The organism is Georgenia faecalis, assembly GCF_003710105.1.
In the GTDB taxonomy this organism is placed as follows: domain Bacteria; phylum Actinomycetota; class Actinomycetes; order Actinomycetales; family Actinomycetaceae; genus Georgenia_A; species Georgenia_A faecalis.
In genome coordinates this window covers 444,168-466,920 of record NZ_CP033325.1, presented here as the reverse complement: position 1 = coordinate 466,920, position 22,753 = coordinate 444,168, and the positions used below count along the sequence as shown (strand labels likewise).

The 22,753-nt window shown below is 66.4% G+C and carries 21 protein-coding genes; 17 read left to right on the top strand and 4 right to left on the bottom strand.

From position 1 onward, the window contains the following. The first annotated feature begins 13 nt into the window (after nucleotides 1-13). The 3 genes from otnK (at nucleotide 14) to EBO36_RS01895 (ending at nucleotide 2,340) form a co-directional block, all read left to right on the top strand. A complete protein-coding gene (otnK, locus tag EBO36_RS01905) occupies nucleotides 14-1,264 on the top strand; it encodes a 3-oxo-tetronate kinase (protein WP_122825380.1) in 1,251 nt (416 codons plus the stop codon). After that, nucleotides 1,261-1,935 (top strand): class II aldolase/adducin family protein, encoded by a 675-nt coding sequence (locus tag EBO36_RS01900; protein ID WP_122823133.1) that lies wholly within the window; start codon nucleotides 1,261-1,263, stop codon nucleotides 1,933-1,935. Before otnK ends, EBO36_RS01900 begins: the two co-directional genes overlap by 4 nt. A 168-nt stretch (nucleotides 1,936-2,103) precedes the next feature. Further along, complete coding sequence (locus EBO36_RS01895; RefSeq protein ID WP_122823132.1) at nucleotides 2,104-2,340, top strand: hypothetical protein; 237 nt, start codon at nucleotides 2,104-2,106, stop codon at nucleotides 2,338-2,340. Here the strand turns inward: EBO36_RS01895 and EBO36_RS01890 are convergent. Next, on the bottom strand, nucleotides 2,337-2,702 hold the full coding sequence (locus EBO36_RS01890; RefSeq protein ID WP_122823131.1) for a hypothetical protein: 366 nt from the start codon (nucleotides 2,700-2,702) through the stop codon (nucleotides 2,337-2,339). The two genes, EBO36_RS01895 and EBO36_RS01890, sit on opposite strands and share 4 nt — an antisense overlap. A 122-nt stretch (nucleotides 2,703-2,824) precedes the next feature. Next, nucleotides 2,825-4,093 (bottom strand): MFS transporter, encoded by a 1,269-nt coding sequence (locus EBO36_RS01885; RefSeq protein ID WP_244925336.1) that lies wholly within the window; start codon nucleotides 4,091-4,093, stop codon nucleotides 2,825-2,827. A gap of 204 nt (nucleotides 4,094-4,297) precedes the next feature. On the opposite strand from EBO36_RS01885, the gene EBO36_RS01880 reads away from it, so the two are divergent. The 14 genes from EBO36_RS01880 to EBO36_RS01820 all read left to right on the top strand — a co-directional run bounded on the left by EBO36_RS01880 (nucleotide 4,298) and on the right by EBO36_RS01820 (nucleotide 21,526). After that, nucleotides 4,298-6,094, top strand: coding sequence for a polysaccharide biosynthesis protein (locus EBO36_RS01880; protein WP_122823130.1), 1,797 nt, complete (start codon nucleotides 4,298-4,300; stop codon nucleotides 6,092-6,094). A gap of 1 nt (nucleotide 6,095) precedes the next feature. Next, nucleotides 6,096-7,076, top strand: coding sequence for an MraY family glycosyltransferase (locus EBO36_RS01875; protein WP_122823129.1), 981 nt, complete (start codon nucleotides 6,096-6,098; stop codon nucleotides 7,074-7,076). Then, nucleotides 6,986-8,326: a glycosyltransferase family 4 protein gene (locus tag EBO36_RS01870; protein ID WP_342352720.1), complete on the top strand. Its 1,341-nt coding sequence runs from the start codon at nucleotides 6,986-6,988 to the stop codon at nucleotides 8,324-8,326. The genes EBO36_RS01875 and EBO36_RS01870 overlap by 91 nt, the downstream gene beginning before the upstream one ends. Next, a complete protein-coding gene (locus tag EBO36_RS01865) occupies nucleotides 8,323-9,300 on the top strand; it encodes an NAD-dependent epimerase/dehydratase family protein (protein ID WP_122823127.1) in 978 nt (325 codons plus the stop codon). Before EBO36_RS01870 ends, EBO36_RS01865 begins: the two co-directional genes overlap by 4 nt. Continuing rightward, nucleotides 9,297-10,325, top strand: coding sequence for a polysaccharide biosynthesis protein (locus tag EBO36_RS01860; RefSeq protein WP_122823126.1), 1,029 nt, complete (start codon nucleotides 9,297-9,299; stop codon nucleotides 10,323-10,325). Before EBO36_RS01865 ends, EBO36_RS01860 begins: the two co-directional genes overlap by 4 nt. Continuing rightward, nucleotides 10,325-11,410 (top strand): polysaccharide biosynthesis C-terminal domain-containing protein, encoded by a 1,086-nt coding sequence (locus EBO36_RS01855; protein WP_122823125.1) that lies wholly within the window; start codon nucleotides 10,325-10,327, stop codon nucleotides 11,408-11,410. The genes EBO36_RS01860 and EBO36_RS01855 overlap by 1 nt, the downstream gene beginning before the upstream one ends. Next, a complete protein-coding gene (gene wecB / locus EBO36_RS01850) occupies nucleotides 11,410-12,555 on the top strand; it encodes a non-hydrolyzing UDP-N-acetylglucosamine 2-epimerase (protein ID WP_122823124.1) in 1,146 nt (381 codons plus the stop codon). Before EBO36_RS01855 ends, wecB begins: the two co-directional genes overlap by 1 nt. Then, nucleotides 12,552-13,703 carry a glycosyltransferase gene (locus tag EBO36_RS01845; protein ID WP_122823123.1) on the top strand — a complete coding sequence of 384 codons (1,152 nt, stop codon included), beginning with the start codon at nucleotides 12,552-12,554 and terminating at the stop codon, nucleotides 13,701-13,703. The genes wecB and EBO36_RS01845 overlap by 4 nt, the downstream gene beginning before the upstream one ends. 47 nt (nucleotides 13,704-13,750) lie before the next feature. After that, nucleotides 13,751-14,770 (top strand): polysaccharide pyruvyl transferase family protein, encoded by a 1,020-nt coding sequence (locus EBO36_RS01840; protein ID WP_164471291.1) that lies wholly within the window; start codon nucleotides 13,751-13,753, stop codon nucleotides 14,768-14,770. After that, nucleotides 14,767-15,678: a beta-1,6-N-acetylglucosaminyltransferase gene (locus tag EBO36_RS01835; protein WP_122823121.1), complete on the top strand. Its 912-nt coding sequence runs from the start codon at nucleotides 14,767-14,769 to the stop codon at nucleotides 15,676-15,678. Before EBO36_RS01840 ends, EBO36_RS01835 begins: the two co-directional genes overlap by 4 nt. A gap of 130 nt (nucleotides 15,679-15,808) precedes the next feature. Beyond that, nucleotides 15,809-17,041, top strand: coding sequence for an MATE family efflux transporter (locus EBO36_RS01830; protein WP_164471289.1), 1,233 nt, complete (start codon nucleotides 15,809-15,811; stop codon nucleotides 17,039-17,041). A gap of 869 nt (nucleotides 17,042-17,910) precedes the next feature. Beyond that, complete coding sequence (gene wzy / locus EBO36_RS01825) at nucleotides 17,911-19,302, top strand: O-antigen polysaccharide polymerase Wzy (RefSeq protein ID WP_122823119.1); 1,392 nt, start codon at nucleotides 17,911-17,913, stop codon at nucleotides 19,300-19,302. A gap of 404 nt (nucleotides 19,303-19,706) precedes the next feature. Next, nucleotides 19,707-19,850, top strand: coding sequence for a hypothetical protein (locus EBO36_RS15190; RefSeq protein WP_164471288.1), 144 nt, complete (start codon nucleotides 19,707-19,709; stop codon nucleotides 19,848-19,850). A 236-nt stretch (nucleotides 19,851-20,086) separates the two neighbouring features. After that, nucleotides 20,087-21,526 (top strand): tyrosine-protein kinase domain-containing protein, encoded by a 1,440-nt coding sequence (locus EBO36_RS01820; RefSeq protein WP_122823118.1) that lies wholly within the window; start codon nucleotides 20,087-20,089, stop codon nucleotides 21,524-21,526. Nucleotides 21,527-21,624: 98 nt separating this feature from the next. Here the strand turns inward: EBO36_RS01820 and EBO36_RS15185 are convergent, their stop codons facing one another. Both EBO36_RS15185 and EBO36_RS01810 read right to left on the bottom strand, forming a co-directional pair. Then, nucleotides 21,625-21,960, bottom strand: coding sequence for a CAP domain-containing protein (locus EBO36_RS15185; protein ID WP_164471287.1), 336 nt, complete (start codon nucleotides 21,958-21,960; stop codon nucleotides 21,625-21,627). Nucleotides 21,961-22,245: 285 nt separating this feature from the next. After that, a complete protein-coding gene (locus tag EBO36_RS01810; protein WP_244925334.1) occupies nucleotides 22,246-22,734 on the bottom strand; it encodes an LPXTG cell wall anchor domain-containing protein in 489 nt (162 codons plus the stop codon). Nucleotides 22,735-22,753 lie beyond the last annotated feature (19 nt).

Genomic DNA, 22,753 nt, shown 5'->3' with positions numbered 1-22,753 from the left:
TGGGGAGCAGCTGATGCGCGGTGCGATCGCGGACGACTTCACAGGGGCGACCGACCTCGCCGGGAACTGGCGGGCCCGCGGGCTGCGGACCGCCGTCGCCCTCGGGGTGCCGACGGCGGAGGACCTCGCGGGCCTCGCGGGCCACGACGCCGTCGTGGTCGCCCTGAAGATCCGCTCGGCGCCGGCGGACGTAGCGGTCGCGCAGGCCCGGGAGGCGGCGCGGGCGCTCGCCGGCCTCGGCTGCACGCAGGTCTACGACAAGTACTGCTCGACGTTCGACTCCACGCCCGAGGGGAACATCGGCCCCATCGCCGACGCCCTGCTCGAGGAGACGGGGGCGCGCAGCGCCGTCGTCGTCCCGGCCTTCCCCGACGCCGGCCGCACCGTCTACCAGGGCCACCTGTTCGTCGGCAGCGACCCGCTGGACCGCAGCCCGATGAAGGACCACCCGCTCAACCCCATGTGGGACTCGCGGGTCGCCGACCTGCTCCGCCCGCAGACGGCGCACCCGGTCGCCGAGGTGCCCGTCGGCGTGGTCCACACCGGGGAGGACGCCCTGCGCGCGGAGCTCGCCCGGCTCGAGGAGTCGGGCGCGCGGTACGTCGTCGTCGACGCCCTCGACAACGACGACCTCGCCGTCATCGCCCGGGCGACGGCGGACGCCCGCCTGGTCACCGGCGGCTCCGGCCTCGCCCTGGGCCTGCCCCCGACGGGGCGCACCCTCGGGCCCATCACCGCCGTCCCGGGGCGCCGCGCGGTCCTCGCCGGCAGCGCCTCGCGCGCCACGCAGGCGCAGGTGCAGGCGGCGCGCGAGCACCTGCCGCACGTGAAGGTCGACGTCGCCGCCGTCCTGGCGGACCCCGCCGGCCAGGTGGACTCGCTCCTCGCGTGGGCGCAGGAGCGGTGGGCCGAGGCCCCCGACCGCCCCGTGCTTGTCTACTCCGTCGGCGACCCCGACGACGTCGCCCGCGGCCGCGCCGTCACGGCAGACGCCTCTGCGGTGGTCGAGGGCCTCTTCGCCGCCCTCGCGCCGCGCCTCGCCGACGCCGGGGCCACCCAGCTCGTCGTGGCCGGGGGCGAGACGTCGGGCAGCGTGGCGCACGGCCTCGACGTCGCCGTCCTCGAGGTGGGCCAGCTGCTCAGCCCGGGCGTCTCCTGGCTCACCGGGCGCCGCCGCGGCGCCGACGACGTCAACCTCGTGCTCAAGTCGGGGAACTTCGGCACGGTGGACCTCTTCACCACCGCCTGGGAGGAGCTGGGATGAGCGATCCGGTGCAGGACGTCCTCGACGCGGGGCGGGCCCTCGCCGCCTACGGCATGTCCCCGGGGAGCTCGGGGAACCTGTCCGTGCGCACCGGCGAGGAGGTGTGGATGAGCGCGAGCGGGACGTCGCTGGCGACCCTCGAGCGCGAGCAGATGGCGCGCACGACGCTCGACGACCGCTCCGCCGCCGGGGCCGGCGATGCGGGGGCGGGCGATGCCGCGCCGGGGCCGCGCCCGACGAAGGAGGCGCCGCTCCACCTGGCGATGTACGCGCGGGACGACGCCTACCGCTGCGTCATCCACCTCCACTCCCCCCACGCCGTCGCCGCGTCGTGCCTGCCGGCGTGGCGGGAGCACACGGCGTTCGCGCCGCTGACGCCGTACGTGCTCATGCGGGTCGGCAACGTGCCGCTCGTCCCCTACGCCCCGCCCGGCGACCCCGCCCAGGCGGAGGCCGTGCGCCAGCACCCGCTGCGCTTCCACGGGGTGCTGCTGGGTAACCACGGCTCGGTCGTGGCCGGACGGACGGTCGCCGAGGCGGTCGACCGGGCGATCGAGGTGGAGGAGGCCGCCCGGACCCAGCTGCTGCTGGGGGCGCGGACCGACGCCCGCCTGCTCACCGACGCGGAGATCGCCGCGCTCGTCGAGAAGTACGGCATGCCCTGGGGCTGAGCCGCGCGCCGGCCGGAGCGCCCCGGCGGACAGCCGGGCGCCCGCGGCCGGACCGCCCGCCGTTACACCTTTGTCTACAGGTGAGGCCCCTGACGTGCGACGAACGGCTCCTTGAGTACGCTCCAAGTCGGGCGCAATGACGCGTCCGACGCGAGCAGAGGACGGGCCATGACGACGACCATCGCTGCCAGCCAGCTCACCCGGGCGCACCTCGGTGCGCGAGCGCACGTCCGTGGGCACGAGCCCGAGATCTCCGGAGCCATCGCGAGCATCAGCCACTACGAGCAGTGGGTGGCGATCACCATCGCCGACCTCCGGGTGAACCTCACCCCGGAGGAGACCCTGGAGATCACCGACGCGGGCGCCAGCCCCACCCCGCCCCCGGTGGAGGTCAGTGCCGCCTAGTCCCGGTCGTCGAGCGGGGCCAGGGACGGGTCCTCGACCTCATCCGCAGGCACGGCGTCAGCCGCGACCAGTCGGTCCGTCGCCTCGACGTGGGTCCAGCCGGCGACCCCCGGCTCGTCGAGGTTCGCCGACTCCTCGGACTGCCAGTCGCTCCCGCCATGGGTCACGACCCACCCGGCGGGGTAGCTCTCGGCGCCGTCGCGCGGGTGCTCCCAGCGCTGGCCCTGCTCGGAGCCCTCGTAGGTGATGTAGCGGGCCGACCAGGTGTTGATGCCGGCGGCGGCGTCCCGTCCACGCCGGTCCCGGCGCGCGGCTGCACGAAGCTCGTCAAGCCCGGCGTCGTACTCGCCCTCTACGTCCACACATCACCCATCACCGTCGCATCACCAACCGGGCAATCGTAAAGAGCCACCCCACCGGCGCAATGGGAACGGGGAGAGACCCGCATCACGCTCCGCGCACCACCACCGGAAGGCGCATTCCCCTAGCCGATCCCGGCCCGACGGCGGGTGGTTCGGTTGGCGTGGACCGACCACCGGGGCACCCACCTGCCCAGGGCACCCGCCGCGCCCAGGGCCAGCGCGGACATCGCCCAGATGCCGGCCGCGAGCGACCCGATCGCGGCGCCCGCCGAGATGACGAGGGGCCCGACGGCGGAGCCAGTGTCCTGGAAGACGCGCCAGATCCCGAGGAACTGCGAGCGCTGGCCGGCGGGGGCGACGTCGGCGCCCAGCGTCATGAGGACGCCCGACCCCATGCCGTTGCCGAGCCCGATCACCATGGCGGCCACGGCCACGGCGCCGACCGTGGTGGCGAAGGGCAGGAGCACCAGGCCGACCGCCATGACGACCATCGACGGGATCCCGATCCACAGCCGCCCGAACCGGTCCATCACCTTGCCGGCCGGGTAGAACAGGAGCATGTCGACGCCACCGGCGAGCCCGAAGATCACGCTGGTCACCGCCGGGTCGAAGCCGAGGTGCTCCCCCCACAGGGGCAGCACCGTCTGACGCGCGCCACGCACCGCGCCCACCGCCAGGACCGCGAACCCCAACGTGGTGAAGACGGTCCGGTGCTCGCGCAGCACGGCGAGCATGGTGGGCCGCTTCGCGCCCGGTACCGCCGCCGCGTGCGCGGAACTGTCCCCCGGCGAGGCGCGCTCCGTCGGCTCGTCGCGGACCGCGGCGACGACGAGCGTGGCGAGCAGCGACGTCGCCACGGCCAGCCAGTAGGCGTTCTGCACGTCCCCGCCGTGGATGATGGCGGCGCCGGCGAACGGCCCGATGAAGAAGCCGATGCGGTGAACGCCCGCCAGGGTGGAGAGCACGCGGGCACGCTGCAGCGCCGGGGTGATGTCCGTGAGGTAGGAGTGCCGGGCGAGGTTGAAGACCGCGCTGGAGGCCCCCGTGAGCAGCACGCTGGCGGCGAGGACGGCGAGGTTCGGCGCCAGCGCAAGGCCGAGGAACCCCACCGCCGCGACGGCCCCGGCCAGCAGCATGGCGCGGCGGTCGCCCAGCTTGGCGGCCAGCGCACCGGCGGGCAGGTCGGCGAGGATCTGGCCGATCGGCAGGAGCGCAGCCATGACCCCCGCGACGGCGAGGGTGGCGCCGCGCGCGGTGGCCGTGATGGCGATGACGGGCATCATCGCGCCCGCGCCGATCTCGAAGAGGAGCGAGGGCACGAAGGCGCCCAGCACCACGCTGCGCATGGGGAACAGCGGGGCGTCGGCGCGGCCGGGCGAGGTGCGGGACACGGTCGACCATCCTCTCCTCTCCCTGACCGTGGCGCACCCCCGAAAATGGTCGAATAGCGGATCTATGTGTGATATCTGCCCGACAGACGTGCGACTTTGGTCTAAAGTGATCTGCGGGGGACCGAATTATTATCGACAGGTGATGACGGCGCCGATCACACGCCGTCAGGACACACCACTCTCGAGGAACGGGCGGGTTCCCCCATGCTTGACCGACCGGTGCTGCGGCGCGCGTTGATGGTCCTCTGGGACTGCGCGAGCTGGGCCGTGGCGGTCGGTTTCGTGGTCGCCACGCGCTACGACGCGCTCGGCGCGGACGACGCCAGCAAGTGGGCCGCCGTCCTCCTATTCCTCGGGCTCGCCTGCGTGCTGCAGGTGACCATCGGGCTGGCACGCAAGGCATACCAGGGCCGGTACCGCGTGGGCAGCTTCGAGGAGGTGCTCGGACTCGCCCTCTCCACCGCTGCGGTCGCGGCCTGCGTGGCGCTGTATCTCATCAGCGTCCGTCCGACCGGCGAGTTCCGCGCGCTGATGATCACGTCGCCCGCGCTCGCGCTGCTCTTCATGGCGATCGGGCGGTGGGCCTACCGCTCGCTCCGGTCACGCAACCGCACCGTGGCGGAGGACGCCGAGCGCACGCTCGTCTACGGCGCGGGCGACGCCGGCTACCAGCTCCTCCGGCTCATCGACACCGACACCACCTCCCCCTTCCGCGTGGTCGGCCTCATCGACGACAACCGGAGCAAGCGCAACCTCCGGATGCTCGGGGTGCCGGTCCTCGGCAGCCGGGACGACCTGCTCACCGTGGCCCGGGCGAACGACGTCACCACCGTCATCCTCGCCATCTCGAGTGCGGAGACGTCGCTCATCTCGGAGATCTCCGACCTCGTCGAGGGCGCCGGCATGACGCTGCTCGTCCTGCCGCCCGTGTCGCGGATGCTCGGCGGCCAGGTGCAGCTCAGCGACGTCCGGCGCGTCGACATCGCCGACGTCCTGGGCCGCCGCCAGATCAGCACGGACGTCTCCGGCATCGCCGGGTACCTCACCGGCAAGCGCGTCCTCATCACCGGCGCCGGCGGCTCCATCGGGTCCGAGCTCGCGCGCCAGGTCCACACGTTCGGCCCCGCGGACCTCATCCTCCTCGACCGTGACGAGTCCGCCCTCCACGGCGTGCAGCTCTCCATCTACGGCCAGGGCCTGCTCGACACCCCGGACATGGTGCTGTGCGACATCCGCGACCGCGAGGCGCTCGCCGCGATCTTCGCCCGGCACCAGCCCGAAGTGGTCTTCCACGCCGCGGCGCTCAAGCACCTCCCCATGCTCGAGCAGTACCCCGACGAGGGATGGAAGACCAACGTCCTCGGCACGCACCACCTCCTCGACCTCTCCTCCCTCCACGGCGTCGACCAGTTCGTCAACATCTCGACGGACAAGGCCGCCAACCCGACGAGCGTGCTCGGCCGGACCAAGCGCATCGCCGAGCAGCTCACGGCCTGGCACTCCCACCACGCCAGCGGCCGGTACCTGTCGGTCCGCTTCGGCAACGTGCTCGGCTCGCGGGGGTCGATGCTTCACACCTTCAACGCCCAGATCGAGGCCGGCGGCCCCGTGACGGTGACGCACCCCGACGTCACCCGTTTCTTCATGACCATCCCCGAGGCGTGCGAGCTCGTCATCCAAGCGGCGGCCATCGGCAACGACGGCGAGGTCCTCGTCCTCGACATGGGAGAGCCGGTCAAGATCGTCGATGTCGCCCAGCGGCTCATCACCCACTCCGGCAAGGACATCGAGATCGTCTACACCGGTCTCCGCAACGGCGAGAAGCTCCACGAGGACCTCTTCAGCGTGGACGAGGCCGGCGACCGGCCGCACCACCCGCTCATCTCGCACGTCAGGGTCCCGGCCATCGACCCCGCTTCGATTATCTCGACGACCACGCTCGGCGGGTACGGCATCCACCAATCGGCAAGTGCCGTGAGCACCGACCGCTCCGGGTTCTGAGATGGAACTGTGGCTCATCGGAGGGGCGGCAGTCCTCCTCACCACCGCAAGCGCGCCCATCACCCGCCGGGCGCTCGTTCGCTTCGATATCGTCGATCGGCCAAATGCACGGTCTTCCCATGTGAACCCCACCCCCCGCGGGGGTGGCATCGCGTGCGCTTTGGGAGTAGCCAGTGCGATTGCAGTCGCCGCCGCTCTCGGCGAACCAGTCCCCTGGCCGGTCGTCGGGGCAGCGCTGGCCATGGCCGTCGTCGGCTTTCTCGACGACCGGCTCACCGTGGGCGCCGCACCGCGACTTGCCGCACAAGTAGCGACCGGCGCCATGGCGGGCTTGAGCCTTGGCGGCTGGACCGGTGCGGCCGTGGGAGCAGCTGCTATGCCCGTGGTCGTCAACGTCGTCAACTTCATGGACGGGATCAATGGCATCACCGCGCTCACGATGCTCGTGTGGGGCGCAACCGCGTTACTTGTCGGCGCGGTCCATGGCGGGCCCGAGCTGGCGGTTATCGGCGCGGCCACCGCAGGAGCCGCTCTCGGATTCCTCCCATGGAACGCACCGCACGCCCGCCTGTTTCTGGGTGACGTCGGCAGCTACCTTTTCGGTGCACTCGCCGCCGGCGGCGTCCTCCTAGCTGCAACGGGCCAGGCGCCTGTGTCGCTGATTCTGGCCCCGCTGATGATCTTCGGCGCGGACACTGCGGTCACCTTGGTCAAGCGCGCGATCCGGCGTGCTCCGCTCACGGTCGCTCACCGTGAGCACACCTACCAGCGCCTTGTGCACCTCCGACGGTGGGCGCATGCACCGGTCGCCCTGTGGGCAGGGTCAGCCTCCGCCCTGATCACGGTCGCATGGGCCACGCTCAACACAATTGGAAGCTGCATCGCCACCACATGCACCCTCCTGATCTATCTGATGTCGGATCGAATCTTGCACAATCGAAAGCGCAATTCGCATGGACGGGAACTGGCGGACGCCGCATGAATAACCGGATTGGCATAGTGACCCAGTGGTTCGACCCAGAGGGTGGAGCCGCCGCAACGCCGGGCATCATCGCACGCAGTCTGGCGCGGCGCGGCCATTCAGTTGACGTCCTCACGGGATTTCCTAACTACCCCGCAGGGAAACTGCATAAAGGGTATCGACTCCGGCACTATCAGCAGGAGCAAATGGGGGGCATAACTGTCCACCGGACGCCACTCTATCCGAGCCATGATTCCCGGGCGATGCACCGCGCGGCAAATTACATGACGTTTGCAGCCAGCGCCTCGCTCGCCGCGCCTTTTGTACTGTCGCCGGTAGATGTGGCACTCGTGCACTCGTCGCCAGCAACCACCGCCCTGCCAGCAATGGCACTGCGCACACTCAGGCACACGCCTTTTGTGGTCCACATTCAGGACCTGTGGCCACAAACCGTCGTCTCGAGCGGTTTCCTCGAGGAGGGGAGGGTCGGTCGCGTCGAAAGGACGCTCCAAGCGTTCTGCGACACCGTCTATCGCCGGGCACACACCATCGCCGTGACGTCGCCAGGCATGGCTGACGCCATTACCAGGAGAGGCGTGCCCGACTCCAAGCTCGCATTCGTCCCGAACTGGGCGGACGAGTCGGCATTTCGCCCGGTGGATAGAGACCAACAACTTGCGGCGCAGCTCGGCATCACGAGACCCTTCACCGTCATGTACGCGGGTAACTTCGGAACGTTCCAAGCGCTGGACTCCGCCATCGAAGCGGCAACACGCCTCCGCGACAACAGGGACATTGGATTCGTATTCGTCGGGAGCGGCGTCGAGGAACGGGCACTCAAGTCCATGGCGCGCGAGCGAGACCTGACAAATGTGCGCTTCGTCGAGGCCCAGCCAATGGGGAACATGGCGCACATTCTCGCCCTGGGAGACGTCCAACTCGTCAGCTTGCAAGACCTCCCCCTATTTCACAGGACGATGCCGAGCAAAATCCAGGCCACCCTTTCCGCAGGAAGACCCGTGATCGCCGCCGTGTCAGGAGATGCGGCGCGCATCCTCGATGCCTCTGGCGCAGGGCGTGTAGTCCCTCCACAGGATCCCCGGGCGATGGCAGACGCCATCCTCGAGCTTCGTCTGATGCCACGTGCAGAGCTCAGTGCCATGGGGGCGGCGGGCAGGGAGTACTACCGCAGCACTCTCAGCGAGGACGTCGCCGCCGCACGCCTCAGCGATCTGCTCCTCGACGCAGGTGCCGCTCGGAGGCGGAGGTGACGACGCCTCGAAAGACTGTCGCCGTCCTCGGCGCGTCCGGATTCGTGGGGTCGCACACCTGCTACGCGCTCGAGAGCCGGGGGCACACCGTCGTCCGCATCAGGGCACCGCGCTTGGCGCCCATGACAGCCTCCGATGCCGCGACGTTCCCAGATCGCGCCGGTCAGGCACTCGACGACCTGGCGAGCAGCCTTCAGCACGTAGATGCACTTGTGAACGCCGCGGGCGTCGCAGAGGCAAGGTCGGGCAACTGGCCCGCCCTAGTTTCAGCGAACAGTGCGCTCCCAGCGCTAGCTGCCCGCGCGGCTGCCGTTGCTGGCCTGACGCGATTCGTGCAGGTCAGCAGCGCCGCCGTCCAGGGACGCCTTCGCCGCCTGGACGAAGGTTCGCAGTTCGACGCCTTCTCGCCATATGCGCGATCAAAACTTCTCGGCGAGCACCTCGTCCGGCAAGAGGGCCCTGCGCAGACCGTGATCTACCGTCCGCCGGGCGTACACGGCGCAGATCGACGCGTAACGCGCTTAACCGCCCGCATCGCCCGCTCTGCAGTCTCGACAGTTGCCGCACCGGGCACGGATCCGACGCCTCAGACACTGATTGACAACGTCGCAGATGCTTTGGCTTACCTCGCGACGACCGCTTCCGTACCCGCTTCGATCGTCATGCACCCGTCCGAACTCCTGACCACGACGACATTGCTAGAGGCACTAGGGGGAAAGCGCCCCATTCGCATCCCGCGCCGAATCGCGCGAACCGTGGTGCGAGGTCTCAACTCGGCAAGCCGGCTCAGCCCCTCACTGGCGGGTAACGCACGCCGTGTAGAAATGCTGTGGTTCGGCCAGGAGCAGGCGCACAGCTGGTTGACAGCAGCCGGTTGGTTGCCGCCAGTTGGGCACGAAGGATGGCGAGCGCTCGGTCGGAAACTCGCCCAGCTGGATACAGGTAAGGAACTCAAGGAGACAGGATCACAGTGACGTCGATACAAGGTGCGACCGTAACCATTACTGGCGGCACGGGTTCCTTCGGGTCGATCATGACCGAGCATCTCCTGGCGCGAGGGATCGGAGAGGTGCGGATCTTTAGCCGCGACGAGGCCAAGCAGGACGACATGCGTCGTCGGCTCTCGGACTCGCGGCTCCAGTACTTCATCGGGGACGTCCGCGACATGGACAGCGTCGAGGCCGCGGTGCGCGGAGCCGATTTTGTGTTCCATGCCGCCGCCCTCAAGCAGGTGCCGTCTTGTGAGTTCTTCCCGGACCAGGCAGTCAAGACGAACGTTCGAGGTAGCCACAACATAATTGAGGCATCGGCGAAGGTCGGAGTCCGGTCAGTTGTCTGCCTAAGCACCGACAAGGCGGTCTACCCCGTCAATGCCATGGGCATGTCGAAAGCCCTCATGGAGAAGACAGCTCAGGCATTTGCGCGCCGAAATCCGACATCGCAGACTGTGGTCTCGGTCACACGTTATGGCAATGTCATGTACTCCCGCGGCTCCGTCATCCCCCTCTTTATCCAGCAGCTCCGGCAGGGTGAGCCGCTTACGCTGACGGAGCCGTCGATGACACGGTTCCTGATGTCCCTCGAGGAGTCTGTCCACCTCGTCGACCACGCCTTCCTCCACGCCGAGCCGGGCGACCTCTTCGTACGCAAGGCCCCCGCAGCGACCGTCGACACTCTCGCGCGCGCGGTCGCTTCCCTGCTGGGCGATGACGACCCAGACATTCGCGTCATCGGCACCCGTCACGGTGAGAAGCTGCACGAGACCCTACTCAGCCGCGAGGAGATGGTGACAGCGGAGGATCAGGCTCAGTACTTCCGGGTGCCGCTCGACGCGCGTTCGCTTGAGTACGAGCTCTACTTCGAGGAGGGCGAGAGACGCATCGCGCGAACGGAAGACTTCACGTCGGAGAACACTGCGCGCCTCACGGTCGAGGAGACCAAGGAGCTTCTCATGCAGCTCCCAGAGATCCAGACGCTACTCGCGAAGGCGATCGCCTGATGCGAGTGGTGGTGACCGGAGCCGACGGGTTCCTCGGTTGGCACCTCCGCGCGCGGCTCCGGGCTCTCACGAACCACGAGGTCGTGCCCGTCGGTCGGGGCCTCTGGAACGACCTGCCCGCCCTGGTCAGGGACGCTGACGCCGTGATCCACCTCGCCGGCGTGAACCGCGGCGAACCCTACGCCGTGGAGCACGGCAACGCCCGCTTGGCACTGGACCTCTCGAATGCCCTGCGGCTGAGCGCCCGGCCCACCCAAGTCGTCTACGCCAACTCGATCCAATCGGGGATGGACAGTCCGTACGGGCGGGGCAAGCAGGAGGCGGGCCGTGTCCTCGCCGACATAGCGCGTGAACGGAACGCGAGCTTCGTCGACGTCCTGCTACCCAACATCTTTGGCGAAGGCGCGAAGCCGAACTACAACACGTTCGTCGCCACCTTTGTCGAGCGGATCGTCCAGGGGCAAGCCGTCAGCGTGGACGACCGGGAACTCCAGTTGCTCCACGTCCAGGACGCTGCCCGGGTGCTGATCGAAGCCCTGACCACGCCGGGCGGTGAACAGCGCCCCGCTGGTACCCCGACATCCGTCGCGTCGGTCCTCCAGACACTCGAGACCCTTCACGCGGCCTACCGGCTCGGGGAGATCCCGCCGCTCAGCAGCGAACTCGAGGTCAACCTGCTCAACACGCTCCGGGCCCGCATGTTCGCCGAACGACCAACGATCCCTCTCGTGCGCCGGGCCGACGAACGCGGGGCGTTGACGGAGGCGGTGCGTGCCCGCGGGAGCGAAGGGCAGACATTCGTCTCCACGACGAAGCCAGGGATCACTCGCGGGCAGCACTTCCACCTGCGCAAGCTCGAACGCTTCGCCGTGGTCGACGGCGAAGCGGAGATCGCGATGCGGCGCCTGTTTGACGACCCCGTCCAGGTCTTCCGCGTCAATGGCGACGAGCCGGTAGCCATCGATATGCCGACGGGATGGCCGCACAAAATCACCAACGTCGGCAGCGGAACCCTGACGACAGTCTTCTGGACCAACGAACTCTTCACTCCTGAGGACACCGACACCTACGCAGAGGAGGTCTGATGAGTGGACGCCTAAGAGTTGTGACCGTGGTCGGCACCCGGCCGGAAATCATCCGCCTGTCGAGGATCATCGCCGCACTGGAGGAAAACACCGATCACATCCTCGTCCACACTGGGCAGAACTACGACTACGAACTGAACGAGATCTTCTTCGAAGAGTTGGGCCTGCGCCGACCGGACCACTTCCTCAACGCCGACACATCGTCCCTCGGTGCCGTTCTCGCCGACGTGCTCAAGGGCACCGAGCGAGTCCTGCGCGAGGAGCGTCCCGACGCCATGGTGGTACTCGGCGACACCAACAGCTGCATCTCGGCCCTCATGGCCAGGCGCATGAAGGTGCCGGTCTACCACCTCGAGGCGGGTAACAGGTCCTTTGATCCCAACGTGCCGGAGGAAATTAACCGGCACCTCGTCGACCACGTAGCCGATTACAACCTTGTATATTCCGAACACTCTCGCAGAAACCTCCTAGCGGAAGGCATACACCCTTCGCGGATACTTCACATGGGGTCTCCGATGCGCGAGATCCTCAACTACTACGAGGCCGCGATCGACAATAGCGACATCTTGTCACAAGTGGGAGTTGAGCCGAAAAGTTACATTCTCGCGAGCCTCCACAGGGAAGAGAACGTCGACGATCCAGAACGGCTCGAATCCGCTTTCAATGCACTAGCACTGGCAGGCGAGACGATGTCGATGCCGGTCCTGGTCTCGACCCATCCGCGTACACGCCGGCGCATCGAAGAAGGGCGGATCCCTTATAGCGAGCACATCCGCCTACACCGTCCGGTGGGTTTCATGGCGTATGTTCAACTACAGAGGCACGCCGCATGCGTAATATCTGATAGTGGCACGATTGCTGAAGAGTCAGCGATACTACAGTTCCCGGCAGTTACCATTCGCGACGCTATAGAGCGCCCGGAGGCCATCGACAGCGGGGCAATTATCACGACAGGCCTCTCGGGCGTCGATTTAGTCGATGCCGTCCGCATGACCTTGGCGCAGCATAGAACCGCCGGTCCTGCTTCCACTCCAACAGATTACGCCATCGCAGACTCGTCCCGCCGCGTTCTCAACTATATCCGCTCCACCGCCAGCACCCATCATGCACGTAACGGCGTGAGACGACCGGGCAGCACTTCATGATGCACCGACGCGTCCTTGTAGATGCAAGCAACCTTCATACCGGCGGTGCGGTTCAAGTCGCGGCTTCCTTTGTGGACGAACTGTCAGCGCTGCGGGATGACGCGCGATACCCCTGGCTCTCAACACTCCACTTGGAGTTGTCGCCAGAGGTGCATGCAAACATATCCGTCCCCCTGCCCCCTACGAGCGTTACTATTGCATCGCGCCGGTGGTGGCAAGTCAAATACTGGCTCCCACGCATACGTACGAAACCGTATGACGCCTCCTTCACGCTGTTCGGGCCAGAATACGGCCGCAGGCGGGCACATCGGCAGATTTGCGGCTTCGCAGACGGCGCCTCCATATTCGACGCTCCGGACCTCCCTATTGAGGAACGTCCGCGGCGCTTCGCGGCAACCGCAGTGAAAGCCCTGCGGGCCCGCGTCAGTATTGCGCTATTCGCTCGCGTCGACCGCGTCATCGTTGAGTCTCCGCGTGTTGCCACAAGACTTGCGGAGCGAACGGGCCTCCCCGAAACGCAGATTAGCATTGTGCCGAACGCGCTCAACGGAATCTTCAGGCGCCGAAGTTCTTGGGACCGGACAGCAGCGGACGAGATCCCCTCGACCCAGTCCGTCAAGCTCTGCTACATCTCCAGAGGTTACCCCCACAAGAACCACGCCGTGCTTCCTCGAATTGGCGAAGCGCTAGAACGACTGGGACACGACGTTCAGTTCATTGTAACCCTCGAACACGCGGAAATGGCCCGCCTTCCCCAGGAGGCGCACCGATGGCTAATCAACCTTGGCCCGCTGCCGCTCCGGTCCCTTCCACCCGTCTACGAAGCCTCGTACGCAGCCATATTTCCCAGCCTGCTGGAGTCGTTCTCGGTGGCCCCCCTCGAAGCACTACATGCAAACGGGCTCCTGTTCGCTTCCGACCGACCGTTCGTGCGCGATGTCTGCGAGGACAACTGCATCTACTTCGACCCCACGTCACCGTCCGAAGCGGCGGCGACGATCGCTAGCGTTCTGTCTGACTCCGGCGCTGAGCTGGCCTTGCGCTTAAAGGCGCGCGAGTTCTCGCGGTCCCAATTCTCCGCACGCGACCGCGCGCAACAGTACATAGACATCATCGACAGTGAGTTGAACCAGCCGTCTTTACTATAGTTACGAACAACCGCGCCCGCGATGCCGCACCTCGAAGGACTTTAGCCGTGAACATCACAGACCTGCACTATCTCTCCACTCTGCGTACAGCGACGGAAACCATTCTGCGGGAAGCGCTAGGTGAGGCGCCAAAGCCCATCGCACTCCTGGACGCCCCCCGTCACAGGAACCTTGGCGACTCTCTGATTTGGCTAGGGGAGCTCCAATACCTCACGTCGTTGGGCCACGAAATCGTATACACCGCCGACATCGGTCGATTCTTCAGCGATGACATCGCGCGCCTACCCGCAGACACCGTCCTTGTCTTGCACGGTGGCGGAAACTTCGGCGACCTCTATCCCGCCCACGACAGCTTTCGCCGACACATCGTAGAGGCGCACGGCGACCGCCGCATTGTTGTCATGCCCCAGTCGATCCACTACCAGGATCACGAGACGCTCCGCCATGCCGGCGCAGCATACTCACGAGCCGCTGACCTCACGCTCCTCGTTCGAGAGAACCGCTCACTGGACATTGCAAAAGAGAACTTCCAGGGAGTCGACGTCCGATACTGTTATGACGCTGCCCTGGGCGCACCAATTGAGGACACGAAGTCTTCCGCTCGCGATGGAATCCTGACGCTCGCCAGAGGAGACCAGGAGGCCCTGCCCGCCGACCTGAGTCTCGCGAGGACTGCGGGCATGCGGGACTGGGAATTCACGCCTCTGAACAGCGCCGCCTGGAAGGGGGCCATCGCAGTGGGAGCCGCTTATAAGCGGTTGCCCGGCATGGCTCGGAGGCCCTTCTACCGCGCCAATCTCGCTGCGCTTGACTACTGCCTCCGGTTGAACGTCAGCGCCGCGCTACATCAGTTCTCAGGTCGATCTGCGGTAGCCACCAACCGCCTACATGCGCACATTCTAGCTGCCCTGCTCGGGATTCCGCATGCTGTTGCGGACAACAGTTACGGTAAGGTGTCGTCGATATACGAGGAGTACACAGGCGCGTTCAGCACGGCACACCTTGTCGATTCACTCTCGGAAGCAGTGACCACTGCAAACGACCTTTCCCGGGCCGGTTCACGATGAGTTTGGACAGTATCGCGTATGTGGTGCTTGCCCATGAGGCGCCTCGGACTCTCGACGCGCTCCTGCAGGAACTAGCGCCGGCGCCCACGTTCGTGCATCTTGATTTGCAGGCTCGTTCCCGTTTACTCCGCGATGTCCCGAGCCTAGCCCTTGCCAGCGTGACGGTTTCCAAGAGGTGCCGTTGCCTGCACTGGGGCGGGTACTCCGTTGTCGAAGCGATGCTGGAGACTCTTGAACTTGCGCTCTCTGCGACAACAGACCGACAGGAACGTTTCGTCTTTCTGTCCGGTCAGTGCCTTCCGCTGCGACCCTTGGAGGAATTCGCGCACTATCTCCTGGAGGACGCCCCCTTGGTGCTTTGCCGGGGCTACTCTTTGCGGGAGCATCCGACGCCAACAATGGCGATGGAGCGCGTGACGCGTTCCCACTGGCTCGACGGCACGCTAGGCCATCTAAGAAAAAAGGGCTTCCGCCACATGGCGGCTCTCACTCGCCACGCGCTAAAGGCTGCCCGTGTCTGCGAACCCGCCCTGCCCGGTAACCTCCAGCACGCGGCCGGTTCGCAGTGGACAGCGATCCCCCGCAAATTGGCCGTCGAATTAGTTGCGGCGTACCGGGATGGCAAATTTCGCTATCTTAAGAACAGTTATGCACCAGACGAGGTCGTCATTCCGACTTATGTCTACAACACATCGTGGGCGCGCCACACCTTGTTCGGTGAGCTCGAGCCGGCGACCAGCCCCACAATGGCCGGCTACTCCAATTTCCACTGGCTGAGGCCAAGTATGAGCGGCACCGTCGACTCGCATGACGTGGATCTCGCATTGGCTTCCAAGGCCTACTTCATTCGCAAGATCTCGCTGGAGCAAGACCCTTCGCTTAAGCAGCGAATCGAGTCGTCATGGTAAGGGCCGCACCGGCACTCGGGGACGCCAGCGCTGACACGGCGTTCAGTCCGGAAAGGCCGTTCGGCATCCAGGCGTTCATCGATCGGCCCTGGAGCGTGGTGGCGGCCCGTACCACCTTGAGTGCGCTCACATGACCGGCAGATCGCTGTCAGTCATGTTCGCTGCCAACAGAATCAAGATGCTCTCTGCTCTCGACATAGGATTTACGAGCGCATTCTCCATGGTCGCCTCAGTTGCCGCCGCGCGCGCACTTGGCGTGGAGGCTTTCGGATTCTTTGCGGTACTGTGGACGCTGACGCTCGGACTCCAGGCGGTGGCGCAGGGAGGGTACGTGGACGTGCTCCTGCGGCTCCCGCGAGAGACCAGCGCCGCGGCTATTTGGGGAATAGATCGCTGGGCCGCACCGGTCCTCGGTGTTTTCGCCGCACTCGTAATCCTCCTTACGGCATTCTCTTCATATAACTCGCTCGCCCTCATAGCCGCGGGCACCTTGTCAGCGTATCTCCTCATCCGTCACACCTGGACCCGCGCCTATATGCACAGCCAGGGCGACGCGGCCCTGAGTACCGCCATATCGGCCATCCTCGCTATCGGGAGCGTCGTCTGCCTATTCGGCGGAGTGGCGTTCGATCTTTCCGGCCCCTGGTACGTGGTCTGTTGCATTCTCGCGCCATATAGCGTTGCCTCGTTGCTCTCGCTGCGCTACACACGATCGGTCCGAGCGGACTACGACCCGTCGGTACGAATCTGGCGTTGGGATTACGCAATGGAGAGCGCGCTACTGGTGTCCTCCTTACACGTCGCTAGTGTCATGGTGGTGCCGGCGCTTGGACTGGAATTCAGCGCTGGCGTCCGGGGTGCGAACTTGCTACTTGGGCCACTGAGTGTACTCTTTGGTTCCCTCCGACTAATTCTGTTGCCTGCCTTCGCGGGAAGGAGCATGGGCCTTCGGTCCATGGCAGCCCCCGCGGTCATAATTTTGCTTGCCGCGGGCCTATGGGCCTCTCTGGGGTGGGCTCTCCTTGGCGCGGTCGGGTCGTCGATTTTAGGCGACGCCCTTGGGGCAACGATCACGGTGTTCCCCTGGGTCGCGGCGACGTATCTCCTCCAAGGCGTGTACATGGTCCTGTTCTTCGCCTCGCGCGCGTGGGTGCTGGATGTCCACGTCCGACGCGCTCGGGCGGTGATGCTGATCGCGACGGGCGCAGCGGTCGCCGTCGCACACATCACTAAGGTTCCCGACGGGTACTTCGTCGGTACCCTCACAGGCAGCGCGCTCGCCATCGCCATTCTCGCCTCGGGCGTCTCCCGAAACGCACGCAGGGCCTCCGCGCGCGGACGACGTGCGCCAAAACCAAGTTGAGTGATTTCCTGGTCGAGTCGGACTAGAGAGGTGCGTGTACGCATTTTTCGCATTTCAGCTCACGAGGACCACCACTGTTGCTACCCCCTGGCTTGGCGCAGCAGCGCGGCGAGACCTATTCCTTAGAACCGTTTGGTCAGATCGACGTTTGAATCGGGTGATCTGCTGTCGTCATCGACGAACCGGTCGCTCGGTCACCTCGCTACCGGAACGCTGGTGCGCTGGTGCGCCGCGGTCGAGTTCGTTGCGCCCGCGACGCCACGTCTCTCCTTCGCCTGCGTGGTCGTGTGGCTTCGGAGTAGGCGAGCGCTGGATGTATCAGACTCCAGGTTGGTGATACTGGTCGACAGGTCTGGCAGCCGAGTGCAGCGTCGCGGCGTGAGGCGTTGTTGGTGGGAGCTGCCGAGAGTAGGGGTATCGCGGCGGCGCGGTCGCTGGCGGCAGCGGGGCGGGATGCGCCCTCAGTTTGCCGAATGCACTGAATCGTCTTGGCCTTCCGGTTTTGCCGGGGGCAGGTGGCTCGATGAACTGCCGTGACGCCAGCGGGACGAAGTAGGCCGCTGTGCGGCGCACGAAGGCCACACCTGCGTCCCCTTCCCATCGTCGGGAATCTCGCTGAGGGCGGGGTGGCTGTGATCAGGCAGCCACTGAGTGGACGTAGTCGATAGGCCGCGTGCGTCCCCAGCTGACGGCGCTCCGGACGTGGTCGCGCCAGCCGTCGTGTGTGACTCCCCAACGTGCAGGCCTCGCAGGCGCTCCTCACCTCAACGATGCCCAGTTGGTGGCTCCTACGTCCGAGTTAGCTACACCTCGTCGCTGTCCGACGGGCTCGGCGCGGATCCGCCCTCCAAGCCGGATAGCATGAAGCAATGGCCCGGGACACGTCTTTCATCGCACTGACCGTCCTCGGCGGCATCGGCGTCGCGTTCTTCGTTGCCAGTCCCGCGTCCCATGCCACCATCCCAGCAAACCCGCTCATGTGGGGTTGGGCCGTTGCGGCCGTTGGCATTGGTACCGGCATCATACGCAGTAGGGCGGACAACGGGTACGTCGACATCTTCCACCCACTGATCTTCCCCTTGGGCTACGCAGCTGTGTCCTTTCTGCTGCCCGCTTGGAGCATCCTCGTCGACGGCGCGGCCCCACTCGGTTTCACTGCAAAACAGATGCACCCCCAGACGGCGTACTACATGTTCCTTGCGGTCTTAGCGTTCGGCCTTGGACTCGGCGTGACAACGCGCAAGGTGCGCTCCAACGCGCGTCAGCTCGACTGGCGGCCGCCCGAGTTCGCCCGGACGCAGATGCAGGTCGCGCGCCTACTGCTCCTCGTTCCGCTTGGGTTGTCGGTTTGGAACCTGGTGCGGGGCGGGTTGGGCGCCAGAGGTCTGAACCAAACTGACTACGGGTTGATGAGCACCGTCGGGGCCTTCGCCTTGATCGTGACGCCACTCGCGGTCGTGATGTTGACAACCGCTCATCGGGAGCGAGGGAAGCGTGGCATCTTGCCAGCGTCCGATTGGGCGCTCCTGATCTCCCTCGCGGTCCTCAGCGGGTACGCCGGTAACCGCGGAGCGATGATCGCTATCGCGATCGTTCTGCTCTATGCCATCACCCGTAAACGGACGAGCCCAATTAAGGTTGCTGCGGGCTTCGGTGCGGTCCTCGTCGCGGTCGCCGCGGTCGTCAATTACAGGTCGGCGGTCGTTTCTAGATCGGAGTTTGCTCTGGATCTCGAGGCCACGGTCACAGACCTCGGTGTTGCTACGTTCACCACCGGCATCACGGCCCAGCAAGTACCGGACACGATGCCGTTCGCTGGCGGGGGTACCTACGCCGCCGCAGTCGCGCGGCAACTACCCTCACCTATCGCCAACGCCCTATTCGGCCCGCCTGACGACACCGGCAGCCAGGCGTTCCGCGACATGCTGAGCTTCACCAACCCACACCAAGGCTTCGGATACAGCCTCCCGGCTGAGGGCTACCTGAACTTCGGCACCGTCGGGCTCGTGGCGGCCTGCTTCATCTTCGGACTAGTGGTCGCTCGCTCGCACTCTCGCGCAGCGTGGCCCGCCAACACCAGCAGCGCATTGCTGTACCCGGTCGTCCTGGCGGCGCTGCCGATGGCGTTGCGGTCTGATGCGCTTGGCACAATCAAGAGCGTGCTGTACCCGCTCATCGCGGCGGGATTGGTCCTTGCGTGGTCGCGAGCCGCCGCAGCAAGGAAATCGACGGTGGCTACGCGCAGGCGGGCGGTTCGCTAGCGCTGCTGACCCTGTGGGCGTAGTCCGGAGCAGCACGAGCGTCCCAGGTTGCACCACCCCAGGAAGCCCCGTCCTCAACCCTTAACCGGGAATCGAATGCGGCGCACCGACATCACCACTCGCCACACGGATAACGGCAAAGGCCTACCTGTGCGCGATCAAATCGGTGTTCCCGACGCGATCGTGGGCTACTTGATCGGCCCGCGGACGAAGAGCCGCATCGCGGTTACGGGCCTGTTGACAACGGTCGCTCAGCATGGTGGAGCGGCTGCGCGCGCACGGTGCACGTCCACACCGACTGCGGTTCGCAATTTCGAGCCCGGCGCTTCCTCGCCGGGCTGCGCCGCCGCCACGCCTCCCGCGGATCGATGGGCCAAGCCGCCTTAGCCGTGGGACACGCCGCCATGGAGAGCCTCATCGCTCTGCTCCAGAAGAACGTGCTCAACCGCCGCCGCTGGACCACCCGAACCGAGCTGCGCCTGGCGGTCATCACCTGGACCGAGCAGACGTACTCCGCCGCCGGCGCTAAGCCCGACTCCGACGCCTGATACCCATCGAGTACGAGACCATCATGGCCACTCAGGTCGCACTTGCCAGCCGAGAACCACTGTCACGTATTCGTGCAGCAGTCTCCAGCGGCCCGCCGCACGTATCGGCGCCGGTGGCTGAGTGGCCCTATCGCTCAGGTCCAGGCGCCGGAGCCTGTTGGGGGGACAGTACGAAGGGCCGCACGAGTTGGTGTGGGAAGATGATGCTGACAGCGAGGGCAAGTTAAGGGATACATATGGAACTGGCGGATTACCTCCAGGTGCTGCGAAAGCGATGGCTTACCGTAGTCGCAGGGGCGTTGGTGGCACTCGCATTGACGACGGCGGTGACCCTAGCGGTGACACCGCAATACACATCGTCGACGCGACTCTTTTTTGCTGTCCAAGGCGGCGGATCGGTCTCTGACCTCGCCCAGGGCTCCTCCTTTACGGAGCGACAGATGGGTTCGTACGCGGAGGTCGCACAGCAGGCACTTGTACTCGAGCCTGCCGCTGAGGCGCTCGGGGGCGCGGTGACTCCGGACGCCCTAGCTGAAGCCCTCGCCGTGTCTATAGCACCAGACACGACCATTTTGGAGATATCAGCGACACATGCTGACCCTGCTATGGCGCGCGACATCGCGAACCTCGTGGCAGCCCAGGTCGCGGCAACGGTTGGTGGCCTCTCCCCGGACAGTGCCAATGGCACTGAGGCCGTTCGGGCAACCAGGCTCAACGAAGCTGTGATCTCACAGGCTCCATCTTCCCCAAACGTCTCCCGAAATCTCGCTCTAGGTCTCGTGCTTGGACTGCTCCTCGGCGCCGGCATCGCGCTGCTCCGCGAAGTACTCGACACGAAGGTGCGATCAGAAGCGGATCTCGCCACCATCACCGAAGCCTCCGTCATCGGGACTGTACGGTTCGACGACAAGACGGCGGCTCACCCCATCGTGATGCACGACGATCCGCACGGGCAACGGGCTGAGGCATACCGGAGGCTTCGAACCAACCTCCAGTTCCTCGACCTTGCGGATCGGCCGAGCTCGGTGGTTGTTACATCGTCGGTACCCGAGGAGGGCAAGAGCACGACGGCCGCGAATCTCGCGGTGGCACTCGCTGACGCTGGCTCGCGGGTGGTCCTGGTCGACGCTGATCTCCGCCGGCCGAGCGTCGCCGAGTACGCCGGCATCGAAGGCCGGGTGGGACTCACGACCGTACTGATCGGCCGGGCCGAGATCGAGGACGTCGTCCAGCCATGGAAGAACACCACACTCGACATCCTTCCTGCCGGGCAGGTGCCGCCCAACCCGAGTGAGTTGCTGGGTTCGCGCGCCATGGCGAACGTCCTTAAGCAGCTCACGGACCGCTACGACGTCGTCATCATCGACAGCCCGCCCCTCCTTCCCGTCACGGACGCCGCCGTGCTCAGCAACCAGGTGGGCGGGATGCTCGTCGTCGTGGGCGCGGACCGCGTTCACAAGGGTCAGCTGCGAGACAGTCTCGAGTCGCTGGCGGCGGTGGACGCGCACGTCCTCGGGCTCGTGATGAACAAGGTGTCCAAGCAGGACAACGACCGCTACGGGTACTCGTACGAGTCCTACCGGCCCCACGAGGGTTCCGGGGCCGCGAGCAAGGCGCGCCGCGGGGCCGGTAGCACCCCGCGGCGCGCACGGGTGCTCGCCGGCCGACGCGGCTAGCGGAGACCCGCAAGGTCCAGGTGACGAAAGGGCGACGCGCACGGATACCGTGCGCGTCGCCCTTTCGCCTTTCACGAGCCTTTCGGATGGCCCCGCCGTCACGGGCCGAGGAACACCTGCGAGCACAACGCCTGGCCGTCGTCGTCGACGCAGGCGATGCCGATCTCGGTGAGCGCAGGATCGACGATGTTCGCTCGGTGCCCCGGGGACCCCAGCCAGGCCTCGAGCACCTCCTCGGGGGCCGCGGTGCTGTTGACGAGGTTCTCGGCCGCAGTCGTCATCGGTGCGCAGTCCTCGATGACGGGCGCGAGGGGGGCGTGGACGAGTTCCTCCTCGCCCACGAGCACCTCGGCGCGCTCCTGAGCGGCCGCGCGGGCGCACATGGACACGGTCAACGCCGCCAGCCCCTCCTCGCGGCGCGCAGCGTTCGTCACCGCGACCAACTCGTCGGCATAGCCGGCGAGATCGTCTAAGCCGGCACCGGCCGTCGGCGTAACGGTCGTGGGAGCCCCTGGCGCTACCGAGGTCTGGGACGGCGTTGCCGGCGCCTCGCTTGTGGTGTCCGTACAGGCCGTGACGGGGAGCGTGAGCGCCGCCGCCACGAGCCCCCAGCGCGCCAGTGTCCCTCGCCGCGTGATCGTCACGGTGTGACGTCCTCTCGGTAGGCGCACGAAAGGCCCCCGCGAATCGCGGGGGCCTTTCGGGCGGTCAGGACTCGGTCAGGAGTGCGCGCGGCGACGCACGAGGTAGACGATCGCCCCACCGACAAGGAGGAGCGCGATGCCACCAATGATCAGCGGGGTGGCCGTGGCGCCCGTGTCGGGGAGCGACGGGCCAGCGGCGCCGTCGTCACCCGCACCGTTGTCGCCGTCACCGGCACCGGGGACGCCGTCGCCGACGACGATGGCGAAGGTCTCGATGACCGTGCCGTCCTCGGCGGTCGCCACCATCGCGTAGCGGCCCTCCTCGGTGAGCGTCACGGTGAAGACGGCCTGGCCGTCGACGGCCGTCTTGGTGAGCGACTTGGTGCCGGCGATCTGGATCGCGGCGTCCGAGACACCCTCGGCCGTGATGGTGAGCGTGACGTCCGTGCCGCTCGGGGCGACGATGACGACCTCGAACGACTCACCCGGAGCGGGGTTGGTCGTCGACACGTCGGCGTCGTAGTCGTCAGCCGTGTAGGCCATGGCCGCCGTGGGTGCGAACACGAGTACTGCGGCCGTGATG

Coding starts and splice junctions, on each gene's coding strand:
- EBO36_RS15190 (WP_164471288.1), top strand. CDS start 19,707: ATGGAGAGCCTCATCGCTCTGCTCCAGAAGAACGTGCTCAACCGCCGC.
- EBO36_RS01830 (WP_164471289.1), top strand. CDS start 15,809: ATGACCGGCAGATCGCTGTCAGTCATGTTCGCTGCCAACAGAATCAAG.
- EBO36_RS01880 (WP_122823130.1), top strand. CDS start 4,298: ATGCTTGACCGACCGGTGCTGCGGCGCGCGTTGATGGTCCTCTGGGAC.
- EBO36_RS01845 (WP_122823123.1), top strand. CDS start 12,552: ATGATGCACCGACGCGTCCTTGTAGATGCAAGCAACCTTCATACCGGC.
- EBO36_RS01875 (WP_122823129.1), top strand. CDS start 6,096: ATGGAACTGTGGCTCATCGGAGGGGCGGCAGTCCTCCTCACCACCGCA.
- EBO36_RS01895 (WP_122823132.1), top strand. CDS start 2,104: ATGACGACGACCATCGCTGCCAGCCAGCTCACCCGGGCGCACCTCGGT.
- EBO36_RS01855 (WP_122823125.1), top strand. CDS start 10,325: ATGCGAGTGGTGGTGACCGGAGCCGACGGGTTCCTCGGTTGGCACCTC.
- EBO36_RS01870 (WP_342352720.1), top strand. CDS start 6,986: ATGCACCCTCCTGATCTATCTGATGTCGGATCGAATCTTGCACAATCG.
- otnK (WP_122825380.1), top strand. CDS start 14: ATGCGCGGTGCGATCGCGGACGACTTCACAGGGGCGACCGACCTCGCC.
- wzy (WP_122823119.1), top strand. CDS start 17,911: ATGGCCCGGGACACGTCTTTCATCGCACTGACCGTCCTCGGCGGCATC.
- wecB (WP_122823124.1), top strand. CDS start 11,410: ATGAGTGGACGCCTAAGAGTTGTGACCGTGGTCGGCACCCGGCCGGAA.
- EBO36_RS01900 (WP_122823133.1), top strand. CDS start 1,261: ATGAGCGATCCGGTGCAGGACGTCCTCGACGCGGGGCGGGCCCTCGCC.
- EBO36_RS01835 (WP_122823121.1), top strand. CDS start 14,767: ATGAGTTTGGACAGTATCGCGTATGTGGTGCTTGCCCATGAGGCGCCT.
- EBO36_RS01820 (WP_122823118.1), top strand. CDS start 20,087: ATGGAACTGGCGGATTACCTCCAGGTGCTGCGAAAGCGATGGCTTACC.